15 protein-coding genes are annotated in these 17,616 nt (G+C 34.3%); 2 read left to right on the forward strand and 13 right to left on the reverse strand.

What is annotated here, in order from left to right; genetic code table 11:
• Nucleotides 1–10 precede the first annotated feature (10 nt).
• Nucleotides 11–2,656, reverse strand: a complete 2,646-nt coding sequence (gene alaS, locus G314FT_RS08470; RefSeq protein WP_257700554.1) for an alanine--tRNA ligase — start codon at nt 2,654–2,656, stop codon at nt 11–13.
• 283 nt (nt 2,657–2,939) lie between these two features.
• Nucleotides 2,940–3,860 carry an alpha/beta hydrolase gene (locus tag G314FT_RS08475; protein ID WP_257700556.1) on the reverse strand — a complete coding sequence of 307 codons (921 nt, stop codon included), beginning with the start codon at nt 3,858–3,860 and terminating at the stop codon, nt 2,940–2,942.
• Between the two features lie 68 nt (nt 3,861–3,928).
• Here G314FT_RS08475 and G314FT_RS08480 point away from each other — a divergent pair, with 68 nt between their 5' ends.
• Complete coding sequence (locus tag G314FT_RS08480; RefSeq protein WP_257700558.1) at nt 3,929–4,363, forward strand: GNAT family N-acetyltransferase; 435 nt, start codon at nt 3,929–3,931, stop codon at nt 4,361–4,363.
• A 39-nt stretch (nt 4,364–4,402) separates the two neighbouring features.
• On the opposite strand, the gene G314FT_RS08485 is transcribed toward G314FT_RS08480, so the two are convergent.
• The 5 genes from G314FT_RS08485 to G314FT_RS08505 all read right to left on the reverse strand — a co-directional run bounded on the left by G314FT_RS08485 (nt 4,403) and on the right by G314FT_RS08505 (nt 11,283).
• Nucleotides 4,403–8,611, reverse strand: coding sequence for a Cna B-type domain-containing protein (locus G314FT_RS08485; protein ID WP_257700560.1), 4,209 nt, complete (start codon nt 8,609–8,611; stop codon nt 4,403–4,405).
• 171 nt (nt 8,612–8,782) lie between these two features.
• Nucleotides 8,783–9,241, reverse strand: a complete 459-nt coding sequence (locus tag G314FT_RS08490) for a hypothetical protein (RefSeq protein WP_257700562.1) — start codon at nt 9,239–9,241, stop codon at nt 8,783–8,785.
• Nucleotides 9,242–9,356: 115 nt separating this feature from the next.
• Nucleotides 9,357–9,716 (reverse strand): thioesterase family protein, encoded by a 360-nt coding sequence (locus tag G314FT_RS08495; protein ID WP_257700564.1) that lies wholly within the window; start codon nt 9,714–9,716, stop codon nt 9,357–9,359.
• A complete protein-coding gene (locus G314FT_RS08500; RefSeq protein WP_257700567.1) occupies nt 9,717–10,922 on the reverse strand; it encodes a CCA tRNA nucleotidyltransferase in 1,206 nt (401 codons plus the stop codon).
• Between the two features lie 13 nt (nt 10,923–10,935).
• Nucleotides 10,936–11,283 carry a nucleotide pyrophosphohydrolase gene (locus G314FT_RS08505; protein ID WP_257700569.1) on the reverse strand — a complete coding sequence of 116 codons (348 nt, stop codon included), beginning with the start codon at nt 11,281–11,283 and terminating at the stop codon, nt 10,936–10,938.
• Nucleotides 11,284–11,409: 126 nt separating this feature from the next.
• Between G314FT_RS08505 and G314FT_RS08510 the strand changes: the two genes are divergently transcribed.
• Nucleotides 11,410–12,297 (forward strand): YitT family protein, encoded by an 888-nt coding sequence (locus tag G314FT_RS08510; protein ID WP_257700570.1) that lies wholly within the window; start codon nt 11,410–11,412, stop codon nt 12,295–12,297.
• Between the two features lie 6 nt (nt 12,298–12,303).
• Here G314FT_RS08510 and G314FT_RS08515 read toward each other — a convergent pair whose 3' ends face one another.
• The 6 genes from G314FT_RS08515 to rpsA all read right to left on the reverse strand — a co-directional run bounded on the left by G314FT_RS08515 (nt 12,304) and on the right by rpsA (nt 17,604).
• Complete coding sequence (locus G314FT_RS08515) at nt 12,304–12,849, reverse strand: YpiB family protein (protein WP_257700571.1); 546 nt, start codon at nt 12,847–12,849, stop codon at nt 12,304–12,306.
• An 8-nt stretch (nt 12,850–12,857) separates the two neighbouring features.
• Entirely contained in the window at nt 12,858–14,102 is a 1,245-nt protein-coding gene (locus G314FT_RS08520) for a tetratricopeptide repeat protein (RefSeq protein ID WP_257700572.1), read from the reverse strand.
• Between the two features lie 26 nt (nt 14,103–14,128).
• Complete coding sequence (locus G314FT_RS08525; RefSeq protein WP_117972759.1) at nt 14,129–14,371, reverse strand: GlsB/YeaQ/YmgE family stress response membrane protein; 243 nt, start codon at nt 14,369–14,371, stop codon at nt 14,129–14,131.
• 124 nt (nt 14,372–14,495) lie between these two features.
• Nucleotides 14,496–14,771, reverse strand: coding sequence for an HU family DNA-binding protein (locus G314FT_RS08530; protein WP_071457044.1), 276 nt, complete (start codon nt 14,769–14,771; stop codon nt 14,496–14,498).
• Between the two features lie 230 nt (nt 14,772–15,001).
• Nucleotides 15,002–16,312 carry a ribosome biogenesis GTPase Der gene (gene der, locus G314FT_RS08535; protein WP_257700574.1) on the reverse strand — a complete coding sequence of 437 codons (1,311 nt, stop codon included), beginning with the start codon at nt 16,310–16,312 and terminating at the stop codon, nt 15,002–15,004.
• Nucleotides 16,313–16,434: 122 nt separating this feature from the next.
• A complete protein-coding gene (rpsA, locus tag G314FT_RS08540; protein ID WP_257700575.1) occupies nt 16,435–17,604 on the reverse strand; it encodes a 30S ribosomal protein S1 in 1,170 nt (389 codons plus the stop codon).
• Between the last annotated feature and the right edge of the window lie 12 nt (nt 17,605–17,616).

The raw sequence follows: 17,616 nt of genomic DNA on the forward strand, positions 1-17,616 counted from the left end.
TTTTTCTTTTTTATTTATGTTCACTTATCCAAGGTGCGACTGCATCAAGCGCTGATTGTAACCCTTCTGGATTTTTACCACCAGCTTGAGCCATGTCAGGGCGACCACCACCGCCACCACCAACAAGTGGCGCGATTGCTTTGATTAAATCACCTGATTTCAATCCTTGCTCATTCATCTCTTTTGTCATACTTACCAGTAAGTTAACTTTCTCACCTTGAACTAACCCTAAAACTAAAATATCAGATAGTGATTTTTGTTTCCATTGGTCAGCTAATTGACGTAATTGATTCATGTCTTTAACCGCTACTTTAGATGCAATATAAGTCACGCCATCCACTTCTTTGATGTCTTTAAACACATCTTCTGCTTCAGCGTTAGCTAATTTTGCACTTAATTGTTCTACTTCTTTTTGTGCTTGTTTTAATTGTTCTTGTAATTGTTCCACACGTTGAACAGTATCTTTTAGTTGAGGTGCTTTAACAAATTTAGATACTTGACGGAGTAATCCTTCTTCTTCTCTAAAGGCCTCATACGCTTCTTTACTTGTCACAGCTTCGATACGTCGAACACCTGCTCCAATTCCTGATTCAGAAACAATTTTGAAAACCCCAATATCAGAAGTGTTGCTTACATGTACCCCACCACATAATTCAATAGAGTAACCATCAACATTTACCACACGAACATTTTTACCATATTTTTCACCAAACAGTGCCATTGCACCCATTTCTTTTGCTGAATCAATGTCTGTTTCAACTGTGACAACTGGTAAGTGAGCCCAAATTTTTTCATTTACGATTTCTTCCATTTGTTTTAACTCTTCAGGTGTCACTTGTTCAAAATGAGTAAAGTCAAAACGTAAATAACCTGGTGCTACAAGTGACCCTGCTTGATTAGCATGCTCTCCTAATACATCTTTTAACGCACGATGTAATAAGTGAGTGGCTGTATGATTTTTTGTGATGCGTTGACGTAACTCTTTATCAATGACTAATTGATAAAGAGCATCTGTTTTTAATTCACCAAACACTTCTACTTGGTGTAGTGATTGACCATTTGGTGCTTTTTTAACGTTCACCACATTGGCAACTAAATCACCTGATGCATTGTAAATTGAACCCTTATCAGCCACTTGCCCACCCATTTCTGCATAGAAAGGTGTTTGACCAAAAATTAATTGTGCATTGCCTTTAGTTGTCGCATCTTTAATTTCATCATCTTGAATAATTACCATTAATTTAGCATCTACAGTGTCTTCTGTGTATCCCACAAATTCACTAACGACTTTGATGTCAGTTAATAGAGAAGATTGAACAGACATTGACTCTTCTTTCGAACGAGCTGCACGAGCACGATCTCTTTGAGCCGTCATTTCTATTTCAAAACCTTCGTGATCCACACTTAACCCTTCATCTTGAGCCATCTCTTCGGTCAACTCAACGGGGAATCCATACGTATCATATAATTTAAAGATATCTTTACCAGATAAGACTGTTTGGTTAGATGCTTTCAGATCTTTAATTAACTCACTAATAATTGATAGACCATCATTAATTGTCTCGTGGAATCTTTCTTCCTCAGTTTTAATCACTTTTTGGATAAAGTCTTGTTTTTCAACAATTTCTGGGTAATAGCTCTCCATAATTTGTCCAACGACAGGCACTAAATCCACTAAGAAGGCTTTATCAATTCCTAATTTTTTACCATGCATCACCGCACGACGAATTAAACGACGTAACACATAGCCACGCCCTTCATTTGATGGCAAAGCCCCATCGCCAATTGCAAATGATACCGCACGAATATGGTCAGCAATGACTTTGAAAGACGTATCTGTTGCACTATCTTTACCATATTCTTTGCCATCAGACATTTTTTGAGTTGCTTCAATGATTGGAATAAATAAATCTGTTTCAAAGTTTGTTTTAGCATCTTGGAAAATAGATACCATACGTTCTAATCCCATACCCGTATCAATGTTTTTATGTGGCAATGGTAAATACTCATTGTTTTCAGTATGATTAAATTCTGAGAATACTAAGTTCCAAATTTCTAAATAGCGTTCATTTTCGCCACCTGGGTAATTTTCTGGGTCATCTTCTGCCACATCATTGTATTTTTGTCCTCTATCAAAAAATATTTCAGAGTTTGGACCACATGGACCAGCTCCAATATCCCAGAAGTTTTCTTCTAATTTAACAATAGACTCTTTTGGTAAGCCAACTTCTTCATGCCAAATACGAAATGCTTCTTCATCATCAGGATGAACCGTCACATATAATTTATCTTTATCCAAACCAAACCATTTTTCACCTGTTAATAATTCCCAAGCCCAATGGATCGCTTCGTTTTTAAAGTAGTCTCCTACTGAGAAGTTTCCTAACATCTCAAACATCGTATGATGACGCGCTGTTTTCCCAACGTTTTCAATATCATTAGTACGAATACTTTTTTGAGCATTAGTAATTCTTGGATTTTCAGGTACAACAGACCCATCAAAATATTTTTTTAATGTCGCCACACCAGAGTTAATCCATAATAATGTTGGATCATCAATTGGGACAAGAGAGGCACTTGGTTCAATTTTATGCCCTTTTGTTTCAAAAAAATCTAAAAATAATTGTCTAACCTGACTACTTGATAATTGTTTCATTCATATTCCTCCTAAAAATAATAAAAAAGCACCCCTGCAGTCAAGGACGTTTACCGCGGTACCACCTTGATTGCAATGATGCTTTGACAGTCATTACCTCTTTTACTTTCTTAACGCGAAAACACGTGATAGGTTACTATCAAAGTCATAAGGGAGCATTTTTAAATTAGTTGCACTCTTTCACCAAATAAGCACTCTCTGATTCATTTAATCATTTAAAAATATATCCTTAAGTTGCATATAAATTATAATGAAAAAACCTCTACCTGTCAATGCGTCTTAACTATTTTGGAAGATACTTCACCAAAAAGTTTTCGATTGTTTTTTTGTATTCTTCAGGGTGTTTTTTTAACGAATCTGCATGTTTTGCTCCTTCGAAAATAACTAATTCTTTCGGTCCTTTTGTAGCATGATACACTTCATAAACCATTTCTTTAGGAACAAAATCATCTTGATCTCCATGGATAAATAACATTGGTAATCTATTTTTTTCTAATTGTTTGACAGCACTTGCTTCACTAAATGAATACCCAGCACGAAGTTTCGTGTAACCAGAAGCTAGTGGAATCATTGGAAAAGCTGGCAGATGAAACATATCGTTTAACTGAAAAGCCAATTCATTGTCTACTGAATCATACCCACAATCTTCAATGATAACCTTCACTTGCTCTGGTAACTCCTCACCACTTGTCATCATGACAGTTGCTGCCCCCATGCTTAAACCATACAGAACAATGTCAACCTGTTCACCATATTCTTTTATCACTGTGTTAATCCACTTCACATAATCGTTTCGATCTAACCAGCCAAATCCCACATATTTTCCTTCGCTATTCCCGTGGGCACGATTATCTGGCACCAATACATCAAAACCAGCATCATAAAAAAGTTGAGCATATTGTCCCATAAAATCACTTTTCCCCATATAGCCATGAGCTACAATCGCAACTTTTTTACTTGGTGTATCATGTGTGACTTTTTTAGCGACTAACTTTAATCCATCATCACTGTTTATTGTCCATCCACTTAAATGATTCGCTGAAAACTGCCAATCTTTGTCAATTTTTTCTTGTTTTACATCATTAATAAAATCTTTTTTTCCTGCTACAACTGCATAGTTAAATAAATAATTAACTCCTGCACCTAACCCTATGATAATGAAAATAATTAGAATCACTAATCCATAAATTAATACCTTTTTCATACTTACCTCCAACATTCAGATAGTAGTATGATACACTGAAACTATCTATTTGAAAAGGAGAGAATCATATGATTCAAATTGTCTTTAATAACGCCCCTTGGAACAAAGCTGCTGCATTTTATCTAAGAACACTTGTCTTCGTCCAGGAACAAGGCATATCCTTAAAATCTGAGTTTGATGAACTCGATATCGATAGCACCTTTTATCTAGTCATCTATCATGATAAAAGTCCTGTTGGAACGATTAGATACCAACAAGATGACGAGACTACTTTACGTCCAGACAGGTTATGTGTCCACAAAATGATGCGTAAACAAGGACTAGGTAGGCGACTCATTTTAGAACTAGAACAAATTGGTAAAAAACAACACTGTACGCTTTCTAGGGTCCATGGTGAAAAACAAGCCATTGGTTTTTACCAAAAATTAGGTTATAAAGTTGTTTCTGATGAATTCATTGAAGATGGTATTATTTGTGTGTTACTAGAAAAAGAACTCAAATAAAAACCCCCTCAGATACTAAATATCTGAGAGGGGTTCGTATTATTCTTTTACTCTATGTTGCTTCACATACCAGATAACTATCGCACTAATCATAAGAATAACTAATCCACTTATAAATAGTAGAGTATCATTCTTTTCACCAGTACTTGGTAATTTATTTTGTGAGTTTGAGCTGTTACTTGATTGTCCATTGCTACTGTTATTATTTCCACCTGTGTTTGGTAGTTTATCATGTGATTCATTATTTAAAGTATTGGTAATAATGATGTTACCAATATTCGTGTCATTCACACTTGTTGTGTAACCTGGTACTTTAGTTATTTCTTTCACTGTATAATCAATTGGTTTTCCATTTTCTTTTTCGGCTAATTTGTCCCATGTATATGTCCAATGATTGTCCTCATTCAATTCAACAGCTTTACCACTTTTCTTACCATCTGCATAGAGTTGAACTTTAATGCTCGTTGGACGTGTATTATTTTTATCTTGATTATCTTCCCAACGTTTTGTCACGGTTACACTTGTTTTTCCTGGTGTATAGTGATTTGTGATATCTGTGCCATCAATACTAGTTGAGTAACCTGAGACAGTGTCTTCTGTCACGGTATAATTTATTTCTTTACCTGACTCATATTTGGGTAGATTAGTAAAATCATATTTCCAGTTATCTTTTTCAGTCACTGTTTTAGTCTCAATAACTTTACCATTAGCTAGTAAATTCACTTCAATTGAGGTTGGGCGCTTACCATCTTGATTGTTCGCATCATCCCAATGTTTTTCACCTTTTACTTGAGTCATTTCAGGCGTGTGAGTATTCGTAATAATAATATTCCCCTTATTATTATCTGACACACTCATTGAATAATCAGGTACCGTTTCAATCTCTTTTACTGCGTAATGAATTGTTTTTCCATTGGCTTTTTCATCTAACTCTTGCCAAGTGTACTGCCACTTATTACTTTCATTTAATTCAACGGGTTTACCACTTTCCTTGCCATCTGCGTAAAGCTGAACTTGAATGGACTCTGGTCGTAATCCGTCTTGATTTTGATTATCATCCCAACGTTTCGTCACAGTCACACTTGTTTTTCCTGGTGTGTAGTGATTGGTCAAATCAGCACCACTCACCATTGTTGAATAATCTTCCACTGCATTTTCAGTCACAGTATATTTAATCAATTGACCTTGATGATATTTGGGTAGGTTAGTAAAGTCGTATTTCCAATTATCTTTTTCTGTCACCGTTTTAGTCTCAATGACTTTCCCATCAGCTAGTAAATTTACTTCAATTGATGCCGGACGTTTACCATCTTGATTGTTCGCATCATCCCAGTGTTTTTCACCTTTAATTTCAGTTGTTTCAGGATCATGAGTATTTGTGATAATGATGTTTCCAATATTATCATCTAACACATTTGTTGCGTAACCTGATACCTCATTTATTTCTTTAACAGTGTATTTAATTGTGGTTCCATTTGCCTTTTCAGCTAAATCTTGCCAAGTATATGTCCATTCATTCCCATCATTTAATTCAACAGGTTCACCACTTTCTTTGCCATCTGCATAAAGTTGAACGCTAATAGCATTCGGACGTAATCCATCTTGGTTTTGATTATCTTCCCAGCGTTTTGTGACTGTCACACTTGTTTTACCTGGTGTATAGTGATTGGTTAAGTCGGTACCATTCACTGTTGTTGAATAGCCGTCCACTGTGTTTTCAGTCACTGTGTAATGAATTAACTCACCTTGATGATATTTTGGTAGGTTAGTAAAGTCATATTTCCAATTATCTTTTTCTGTCACTGTTTTAGTCTCAATAACTTTACCATTAGCTAGTAAATTCACTTCAATTGATGCCGGACGTTTACCATCTTGATTGTTCGCATCATCCCAATGTTTTTCACCTTTAATTTCAGTTGTTTCTGGATCATGGGTATTTGTAATAATGATGTTTCCTTGATTACTATCTGTTGTAGTAGCTGTATATCCTGGCACATCACTAACTTCTTTGACCGTATATTGAATCGTTTGACCATTTGCCTTTTCAGCTAAATCTTGCCAAGTATATGCCCACGCATTACCCTCATTTAATTCAACTGGTTTGCCACTTTCTTTATCATCTGCATAAAGTTGAACTTGAATGGTATTAGGACGTTTGCCATCTTGATTATTAGCATCTTCCCAACGTTTTGTGACTGTCACACTTGTTTTACCTGGTGTATAGTGATTGGTTAAGTCTGTACCATTCATTGTTGTTGAATAGCCGTCCACTGCATTTTCAGTCACTGTGTAATGAATTAACTCACCTTGATGATATTTTGGTAGGTTAGTAAAGTTATATTTCCAATTATCTTTTTCTGTTACTGTTTTAGTTTTGAAAACTTTCCCATCAGCTAATAAATTCACTTCAATTGAAGTTGGACGCTTACCATCTTGATTATTCGCATCATCCCAATGTTTTTCGCCCTTAATTTCAGTTGTTTCAGGATCATGGGTATTTGTAATAATCACATCTGATGCATTAGAATCATCGATACTTGATGTATAGCCTGGTATATCACTGACCTCTTTTACTGTATAGTTTATTGTCTGACTATTTGAACTTTCTGATAAGTTTTTCCAAGTATGTTTCCACTCATTACCTTCATTTAATTCAACTGGTTTACCGCTTTTCTTGCCATCTGCATAAAGTTGGACTTGAATTGACTTTGGTCGTATACCATCTTGATTGTTCGCATCTTCCCAACGTTTTGTCACACTTATATCAATTTCTTTGTCGTTATTTTTATGATTTTTAAATTGACCAATATCTTTTATTTTAATCGTTTGATTGTCTGATGACATATCTTGTCTAGTCAATGTAAACTCTAATTTTTCATTTGATAGTTCATATCCTTCAGGTGCTTTAGTTTCGATAAAATAGTAACTTCCCACTGTTAAATTATCTATTGCTACTTTCCCATTGACATCTGTTTTAATACCTGATTGAATTTTTTTATCATCTTTTCCACTTACTTTTTGATACAAATCAAATTCCGCACCAGTTAATGGCTTATTATTATCGGCATCAATCTTCTCAAATGACACACCACCTGTTTGACCTGTGATACTACCTTCTGCAACATTATACATAATAGAGTGTGACAAGTCCCAAGAATCTTTCTCTCCGTTCTCGTATTCTATAGTAACAGTGGCATCATTATAAAATTCTGTATCTTCCGTTAAATCATATAGTGGTTCTGTATAATACTCTAGTTTATACTGCTTAAAGTCCACCTTATCACTGCCATCTTTTGGGACGGCTTTTTTAATAAAGTCATTAATTCTTGGTAAAATATCCACTTTAAAGGATTCATAGTAATCTCCTTGATTACTTTTTTTAAGGTCTACTTTATCCATTGGCAATCCATCATATACCCATTCCGCATTTTTAAAGAAAGCAGCATCAAATGCAAACGAATTTCTCCAATAATCATCTAATTTAAAGAATGGAATTAATTTTTGTTCTTTGGGTGTGTCTTCTATATAAATGTGTTTAATTTCATCAAAAGAATTGGCTTTACCCAATAGCTTATTTTTTCCAAGATCGATTTGCCATTTAAAAACAATTGGATGTTCAGAAGTTGTTATATCTGGCTCTTGTCCCATTTTTTTATTGGCATTCGTATCACCAGCGTCAACTCCATCTCCTCCTCCACCAGAAGGATCTTCAATTTCTGGTACATGAACCGTTATTTCTTCATCTGGTAATATAATAGTATTATCTGATCCTTGTTTAATATAACGTTCATTTAAAATGTAGTTAAAATTAAACTTACCAGATACTAAAGAATGTGTTTCCACATAATCTGTTGTAAAGGTCATATGTATATAATAGCCATCTGTTTCATTCCCTTCAACGTCTGCTCTAGCTACTTCTTGCGTCCCATCTTTAAGGATAATATTCATTCGATCAACAATTTTAAATTCTTTTGGAATCGAAAAATCGAGTGTGTCTCCTTTCTTAAACGTATTATCAGGTATTTCCCAATCATACTCCAGACTATATTTTTCATTAATGTACATCGTATCGCCATCAACGATTGGCTTTCCATCTCCATGATTTAACTGAATATTAGTAACATACTGATCTCCATTATTTGTCTGTTTTGTCTTAGCAAACGTTAACACACTACTAACTAACATCGCCATAAGCAACAGCGAAAAGATTAAAATCGACTGTAATCTTAAAGTTTTTCTGTTTTTCACTTTTATTCTCCTTAGCCTCTTTATTTGAACACACATAATATACTAAGGGTTATTTGTGTGTTTTTTAATTATTTTTTTGTTGTTTTTTTTAGAACTTTTTGTGAATTTTTAAACATAAAAAAAGAGTTATGTTAAAGTGGCATAACTCTTCAAACAAATATTATTTAATTTTTATAAAAATTCTCCATAAACATCATCAACTGATTTTGTTTCATCAATAACAATGTACAAATGACCATTTTTAGATATTTTTGTTGTTTGATGAACATTATCTAATCCTTCTTGACCAGGTGTCTCTTTGTCTTTATATGGGAAGTAAATTAAATCACTTGTTTCATCATCAAATATGATATCCATTTTTTCAATGTCTTGATATTTTGTTGCACGTTCAAACATACCTGATTCTAGTCCACCTAAGTTGATATCATCTGTTTGCACATGATCTGCTTCACTTAAGATTTCTATTTTGAATCCTTCACATGGTCTAATTTTTTGAAAATCACTTCCATTGATACGTCCATAACTTGTTGATACTTTACTAATCCATAAATCGCCAATGCATTCACGGTCTATTGTCCATGTTTCACCATTTCTGAAATAAAATTTAAAACCTGTCATTGTTTTTGCCATAAATGATCTCCTCTTTCCAATTAGAAACTTATCATCTTTCTTACACATTTATTGTAACATGGTTAATAAAAAAAATAAACAACTTTATTAATCTTTTCACAAATTATATCTATTATTATTTAATACGTTCCATAAATGTCATGGTATTCACTTTAACACGAGTATGTTTTCCTGTAGCTATCAATGCATCTTGGTCATATGCTTTATAAGTAAAATGAAAAGATTTTTCATCAGATTCTTTCAATGTCGCAATAATTTTAATTAATGCACCTGTTATTGAAGGTCGCATGTGATTAATGTCTATTGAAGAGCCTACAGAGGTATATCCTATTTCTAAATCTTTTTCAATAGCATTCATGCAAACATTCTCAACCATTGCAATAAGACCAGGTGTTCCTAACACATTCAGTGTTCCTGAACCTAATTCTTTTGCTGTGTATCGTTTTGTGACTTCAAATGTCATTTCATAATCCATCTAATCCACCACCATTTCTTTGATATTTTTTAATAACGTGTCTTTATCATTTTTCCAATGACCATTCAATACTTTTTTTTCACTAAATGATAAAATATTTCCTAACCAAGGTCCTGGCTTTTTATTAGTAAATGATAAAATATCACGACCTGAAATACTCAAATCAGCAATTGATTTAATAGGTAATTGATCGTATTTTTCTAAATACAAAGTTTCATCATTTGGCAAGCTAAAAAAGGCTCTTGCTTGTTCAACTAAAGAAATGACTTCTACCCCTGCATCATATAAAGATTGGGCATCCCAGTCGTTTTCCAGACGATGATTGTAGTACATGACTACTTGACTAACCACGTTAGATAAGTGTTTTGATGCTTTCCATTTTGTGAAAAATGATTTGATCTTTGTCTCTTTTAATGTAATTAATAAGCAACTCCAAGCTAATTCTTCACTTGTTAACAACATCGTAGGATTAACATCTGAAAAACTCATCAACTCATCTTTTTTACTCGATAATTCTGGGCAACACTTATAACAATTTGTTTCAATAAAAGGGTGTAATCCTTTTTTTCGATGGGACCCCATTAACAATTTAACCCACTCGATATAAATGCGTTCAATGGCAATTTTTTCGAGTAATAAATGATTTTTAGCTATTGCCTCTTCCGTTTTTACTTCAATATTAAAATCTAATTGACTAGCAAATCTCAAGGCGCGCATCATTCTAAGAGCATCTTCACTAAACCGTTCATCAGGATTCCCGACTGCTTTAATCTCTTTTTCATGAATGGATTCGATGCCTTCAAATAAATCAACAATCTCTCCATCAAGTGTCATAGCTAAGGCATTCATGGTAAAATCACGTCGTTTTAAATCTTCTTCCAGTGTTCTAACAAACGTCACCTTATCTGGTCGTCGATAATCTTGATAAGTTGACTCCGTACGAAATGTGGTAATTTCATATTGATCTTGATTATATAAAACAAGGACTGTGCCATGTTCGATCCCAACATCAATTGTCCGTGGAAATATCTCTTTAATTTCTTCTGGAAACGCACTTGTTGCAATATCAACATCATGAATTGTCTGATGTAGAATAACATCTCTAACACTTCCACCAACAAAATAAGCTTCATAACCATGGCGATTGATTTCTTTTATGACTGGTAACGCTTGTTTAAATTCGATTGGTAACTCATTTATTTTCATTTTTATCAACTTTCTACTTTATACTTTTTCCCTCATCCACTCGTTCAAAGCGATGACTATCTCTAGCATAAAACTTTTTCATATTATCTTCAAATACTTTTGCTAAATCAATATCTAAAGAATTCGCCATAATTAATAACACAACGAAAACATCCCCTAATTCTTCTTCTACTGTTTTTGGCTTTTCAGTTAATTTTTTAGGTTTTTCCCCGTAGTAATGATTAATTTCTCTAGCTAATTCTCCCATTTCTTCGGTTAATCTTGCCATTTGAGCAAGAGGAGAAAAATAGCCTGCTTTAAATTGTTGAATGTAATCGTCCACTTCTTTTTGCATTTGAGTTAATTTCTCTATTTTTTCCATGATAAACTCCTTTTAAAAATATTCTAAAATACACCTAGTTTTTAGTATCTGTTGCCCTTGTTGCACCCCTTAGACAGTGATAAGATGAAACTAAATGGTGTAAATATGGTTTTTTGGGGGCAAACTATGCGTATAAACAGGCAATTTTTTATTAATTGTATCATGATTTTTATTGGAGCGAGTATTTTTAGCTTTGGTTTGGTTAATTTTAATATGGCAAACAAGTTAGCTGAAGGCGGGATGACGGGAATTGCATTAATTGTCTATAATCTTCTTCATGTTGACCCTGCACTGACCACACTTATTTTAAATATTCCACTTATTTTAGTTGGACTAAAGTTACTCGGATTAGAACCACTTATTTTAACATTAGTCGGTTCCTTATCCTTGTCATTAAACTTGTGGGTTTGGCAAAAAATACCTTTAAACATTTCTGTTGATAACGATATTTTAATTGCCGCACTTCTTGCAGGGATTTGCGGTGGAATTGGTAGTGGAATCGTGTATAAGTATGGTGGGACGACTGGTGGAACAGACATTATTGCTCGTATCATCGAGAGACGTTTAGGTATGACAATTGGACGATCGCTGTTTACATTAGATATATGTGTCTTACTGTTGTCTCTAAGCTATTTATCACTTAAAGAAATGATGTACACGCTTATTGCTGTCTTTGTATTCAGCCGAGTGGTAGATTTCGTACAAGATGCGTCCTATGGTGCTAAGGCCGTTTTTATTGTCTCAGACCATGATAGGCAAATTGGCGATACCATTATGAAAGAGTTAGATCGCGGTGTAACGTATATTAATAGCGAAGGTGGCTTTTCAAAAGAAAGTAGACAAATGGTTTACTGTGTTGCAAGCATTAGTGAGATGAGTCGTATCAAAGAAATTTGTTATGAGATTGATCCACGCGCCTTTATGACTTTTTTCAACATCAATGAAGTCTCAGGAGAAGGCTTTACTTATAAAGAGTTACAAGAACTACATGAACAAGCAAAAAAACAAAAGTGAGAGAGATTATCCACCACTTTTGTTTTTTCTTTTTTGGTATTCATCTGACCAATAAATAAACTCTTGTTGATTGTTTGAATCAATCGCATCATTTATTTTGGTTAATAAATATTCCACTTCTTTTTCGGATTGTTTTTGTTTAAAATCTTCTTCTATACGATGAAACATCTCTGTTGAAATCAAATCAAATGCACTAAGAAACGGATTATCTTCTATGACTGTTTGATACAATTGATTGAATTCACGATTTTTAAAACAAATTTCAATGTATAAAGGATCTTTATAATTCATTCTAATCTCATGAAATATTTGTTGGGCATCAGTAAAAGACTGGGTTTCTTTAAATAAAACGAGTCCATCCTGATTTTCCCTTGTATCGGCTATCACAAGACCCCTAGGCGTTTTATCTGCTTGTTCAACAAACACGACGCGATTGAGTATGGCATCATGATTAAGTAAATAATTTAAAATCCAATAAGCTTCTTTTTCTTTTAGCGTAATAGTTTCCACTAGCCAGGTGATAAAGGCTCGTTTGTCCTCTAAATTAATCATATTCTTCACTACTCTTCCAACATTGTAACAATCATCAAATCATCTGGAACCATTGTCAAATAGGCTTGTAATACCTCTTTTGATTTGTCTAATTGTCCTTCTTCTCGTAGAAAAATACCATAATCTTTTAAGAAATCAGCATCAATATCCATATATGGATGAGCTAACTCATAATATTTTTTCGCATCTGCATACTCTTCTAAACCATTATAAGCTTGTGCTAAGTACCAATAGGCTTCACCTTGATCTAAAATATCTAATGTCGAAACTAAATGGATGGCTTCTTCATATTCTTCTTCTTTTAATAACAGTTCAGCTAGTTTTAGTTTTGAAATATCACTATCTAATTCCAATGAGATAACTTCTTCTAAATACATTTTTGCCTGGTCTTTTTGATTTAGTTGATAAGATGCTTCTGACGCTAAATGATAGACAGACACATCATAAGGATTAACATGAATTCCTTTTTCAGCTACTTCTAATGCATCATCATATCGTCCTTCATCAAATAGGATTTGTGCCAATGGATAATAAACTTGATTAAATTCAGGATTCATCTCGCTAACTTTTGTTAAAAGTTGAATACTGCGTTCATTTTCTCTAATTTGATAGTAACAAAGAGCCAACTGAAACAATCGCTCCACTGTTTCAGATTGTTTGATAGCAGATTCTAAAAAGGTCACTGCTTCTTCATATTCACCAATTCTTGACAAAGATACCCCTATACGCTCATCTAAATCAATTGGCGACTCAAAGGTTGGGTACGTTTCTTTTATCATCTCATACGTTGTAATGGCATTTTGATAGCTTTCAGTTGAGAAGTATAATTCTCCTAGTGCTAAATCAATCAATGGCTCATTTGGCAGTATCTTTTTAGCTTCTTTTAATTTTTGTTCGCTCACTTCAGGAATTTCCATCAATTGATAAATATCCGCTAACGTCAATAAGCTTTGTGCGTATAATTCACTGCTTGGCTTAATTTGTTCTAACCATTCAAACGCTTCTTCTAGCTTATCTTCTTCAATGGCAATTTCTCCTAAAGATATTTTCAAACTATCCTCATCAGGATAAAGACTCAACAAATCTTTAAACAACGTGCTCGCTTCTTCAAGAAAGCCTAGTTGATATAAATTATCCGCTAATTGTAATTTTTCTTCTGGTAAATCTTGTGACAAAGCTTCATTAAAATAAACCGTCGCTTGAGCTAAGTCTCCAGATGATAATGCTTCTAACATTTGTTTACTATATGACATATTTTTTCTCCTTCATCTGTGATGTGCTATTTTTTTTGGAAAATAGAAGCAATTGCAACAATAATAATGGCTCCTAAAATAGAAGGAACTAATGCCATACCAGCCAGTTGTCCTCCCCAATCATCACCAAACATTTTTTGTCCGATTGCAGAACCTAATAACCCTGCCACAAGGTTAAATAAGCAACCTTGTGAGTCTTTTTTTCCTGTTATTAATGTTGCAACTGCACCAATAATACTTCCTACGATTAATACTGAAATCCAATGCATCATAATCACCCTCATTTTATTCGTCTTATTCATTCTATCTGATTTCTATGTTTTTTCCTAGAAATTCGTTTAACTTTATAAAAAAAAAGCAAGTATCAAAAATTCGATACTTGCTTTAACAGTTTTATTTAACTGCATCTTTTAACGCTTTACCTGGTTTAAATGCAGGTACTTTACTTGCAGCGATTTGAATTTCTTCACCTGTTTGTGGGTTACGTCCTTTACGGGCAGCTCTTTCACGTACTTCGAAGTTTCCGAATCCGATTAATTGAACTTTTTCACCTTCAGATAAAAATTCTTGAATTGAAGTAAATACAGCGTCTACTGATGCTGTCGCATCTTTTTTAGTTAATCCAGTTGCTTCTGCAACTTTTTCGATTAATTCTGCTTTATTTGCCATTATTAATTTCACCTCCTCGAAAAAGATTCGATGTTTTATGTGACATCATGTTTTCTAAATCATGCATTTTGAATCATTCAATATGCATGAGTAGAAATATTCGTTTACAATATTTCTTAAACAAAGATACCATAAGAACATTGATTTAGCAAGGTTAATCAAAGAAATGATTGATATTTTAGCTTTTTTAATCTTTTTTTGCAAAAATAAAAATAGTATGTTAAAATAACCTATTTTCTTCGTCTTGTAAGGATTCGAATAGGCGTTCCTTCAAACTCGAAAGCACGTCTTATTTGATTTTCTAAGAATCTTGAGTAAGAGAAATGCATTAATTCTTCTTCATTAACAAATACAACAAAGGTTGGTGGTTTAATCGCTACTTGAGTGGCATAAAATATCTTCAAACGTTTCCCTTTGTCAGTCGGTGTTGGGTTGATTGCCACTGCATCCATGATGACATCATTTAAAATAGATGATGGAATACGTAATGTTTGATTCTGACTAACGGTCTCGATGATTTCAGGTAATTGATGCAAACGTTGTTTTGTCTTAGCTGATACATATACTATTGGGGCATAATCAAGGTATCTGAATTCAGAGCGAATGTCTTCTTCAAATTCTTTCATCGTATGATTGTCTTTATCTAATGTATCCCATTTATTTACGACAATCACAATACCTTTTCCTGCATCATGAGCAAATCCAGCAATCCGTTTATCGTACTCACGGATTCCTTCTTCTGCGTTCAATACAACTAATACCACATCAGAGCGGTCAATCGCACGCATTGCACGCATCGCACTATATTTTTCCGTGTTTTCATAGACTTTACCTTTTTTTCTCATACCAGCCGTATCAATCATGATAAACTCTTGGCCTGTATTTGATACAAAAGACGTATCAATCGCATCACGTGTCGTTCCAGCAACGTTAGAAACGATGACTCTATCTTCACCTAGCATGGCATTAATAAGAGATGATTTCCCAACATTTGGTCGACCAATCAAACTAAAACGAATAATATCGTCTTCTTCCTCAGCTTCAACTGGTTTAAAATGTTTGATGGCTTCATCTAACACATCCCCTAAACCAATGCCGTGACTTCCTGAAACAGGGATTGGTTCACCTAACCCAAGTGAATAGAATTCATAAACATCACTACGCATTTCAGGATTATCTACTTTATTTACTGCTAAAATGACTGGTTTATCACTTTTATATAATATTTTAGCCACATATTCGTCCGCATCGGTGACCCCTTCACGACCACTTGTCACTAAAATAATCACATCTGCTTCTTCAATAGCTATTTGAGCTTGGTGTTTAATTTGATCCATAAAAGGCTCATCACTCATCTCGATTCCACCAGTATCAATAATGCTAAATTCACGTCCCAACCATTCAGAATGGGCATAAATTCTATCACGAGTGACACCAGGAACATCTTCCACGATAGAAATTCTCTCTCCAGCCATACGATTGAACAGGGTTGATTTTCCAACGTTTGGACGTCCAACAATCGCTAGTGTAGGGATTGACATAGTCATTCCTCCTTTATCCTTTTACTTTTTTATCCTTATGTAGTTTAACCCGAAGCCACGGTTGGTGCAAGGTAAATGTCAAATAATTCATAAAAAAAGTCAGCTCGTAAGCTGACGTTTTTTTATTTACCTGTTAAATCTTCACCTAACACATCACCTAATGTAAAGCCTGTTGACTCTTCTGGCATAACATAATCGTCTTCTTCTACGACTACTTCGTCTTCTTTTTCTTGTAGGGCTTTAATGCTTAGTCCAATACGTCTATTCTCTTCAGACACATCAAGTACTTTCACTTGGACTACATCACCTTCATTTAATTCTTCATGAGGTGTTGCAATATGTTTATGTGAAATTTGAGAAATATGAACCAATCCTTCAACGCCTGGTAATACCTCAACGAATGCCCCAAACGTTGTCAATCGTTTCACTGTTCCTTCCAAGACTGAACCAACACTTGCTTTTGATTCAATATCATCCCATGGTCCAGGCAATGTTTCTTTAATTGACAATGACACACGTTCTTTTTCTGGATCAATGCTTAATACTTTTACGGTCACTTCTTCACCAGAAGTTAAAACATCTGATGGTTTTGACACATGAGCATGTGAAATTTCAGACACATGAACTAATCCATCCACTCCACCTAAATCAACAAAAGCTCCAAAGTCTGTTAAACGAGCCACTTTACCAGTCACCACGTCACCGGCAACTAATTTACCAAAAACTTCTTCTTTTGCTTTTGCTTTTTCTGCTTCTAATACGGCTCTATGAGAAAGGATTAGACGGTTTTCTGATGGTTCAATTTCAACAATTTTAAACGTTAAGGTTTGACCTTTGTATTCAGAAAAATCTGATACAAAGTGATCTGATACCATTGAAGCTGGAACAAACCCTCTCACTCCAACATCTACCACTAATCCACCTTTAACAACATCTGTTACAGGCCCTTCGATTAGCTCACCATCTTTAAATTTATCTTCAATTTCTTGCCATACTTTACGTGCATCTAAGCGACGTTTAGACAATAGATAGCTACCATTTTCTTTATCTTTTCCGATTTCAGAAATAACAACCAAATCCATAATATCACCAATTGAGACAACGTCTGTTACGTTTTCTACTGGAATAGTTGATAATTCTTTTAAAGGAATAACACCTTCAACTCCAGCACCGATAATGCCAACAACAGCTTGTTTATTATCATCAACGGCTAAAATTTCGCCTTGTACTAAATCACCTACTCTTACATCTTGAACACTTTCAATTGCATCTAACATTGTTTCATCTGCCATAATATCCTTATC

The sequence above is a fragment of the Vagococcus luciliae genome (assembly GCF_024637875.1).
Taxonomy (GTDB): Bacteria; Bacillota; Bacilli; order Lactobacillales; family Vagococcaceae; genus Vagococcus; species Vagococcus luciliae.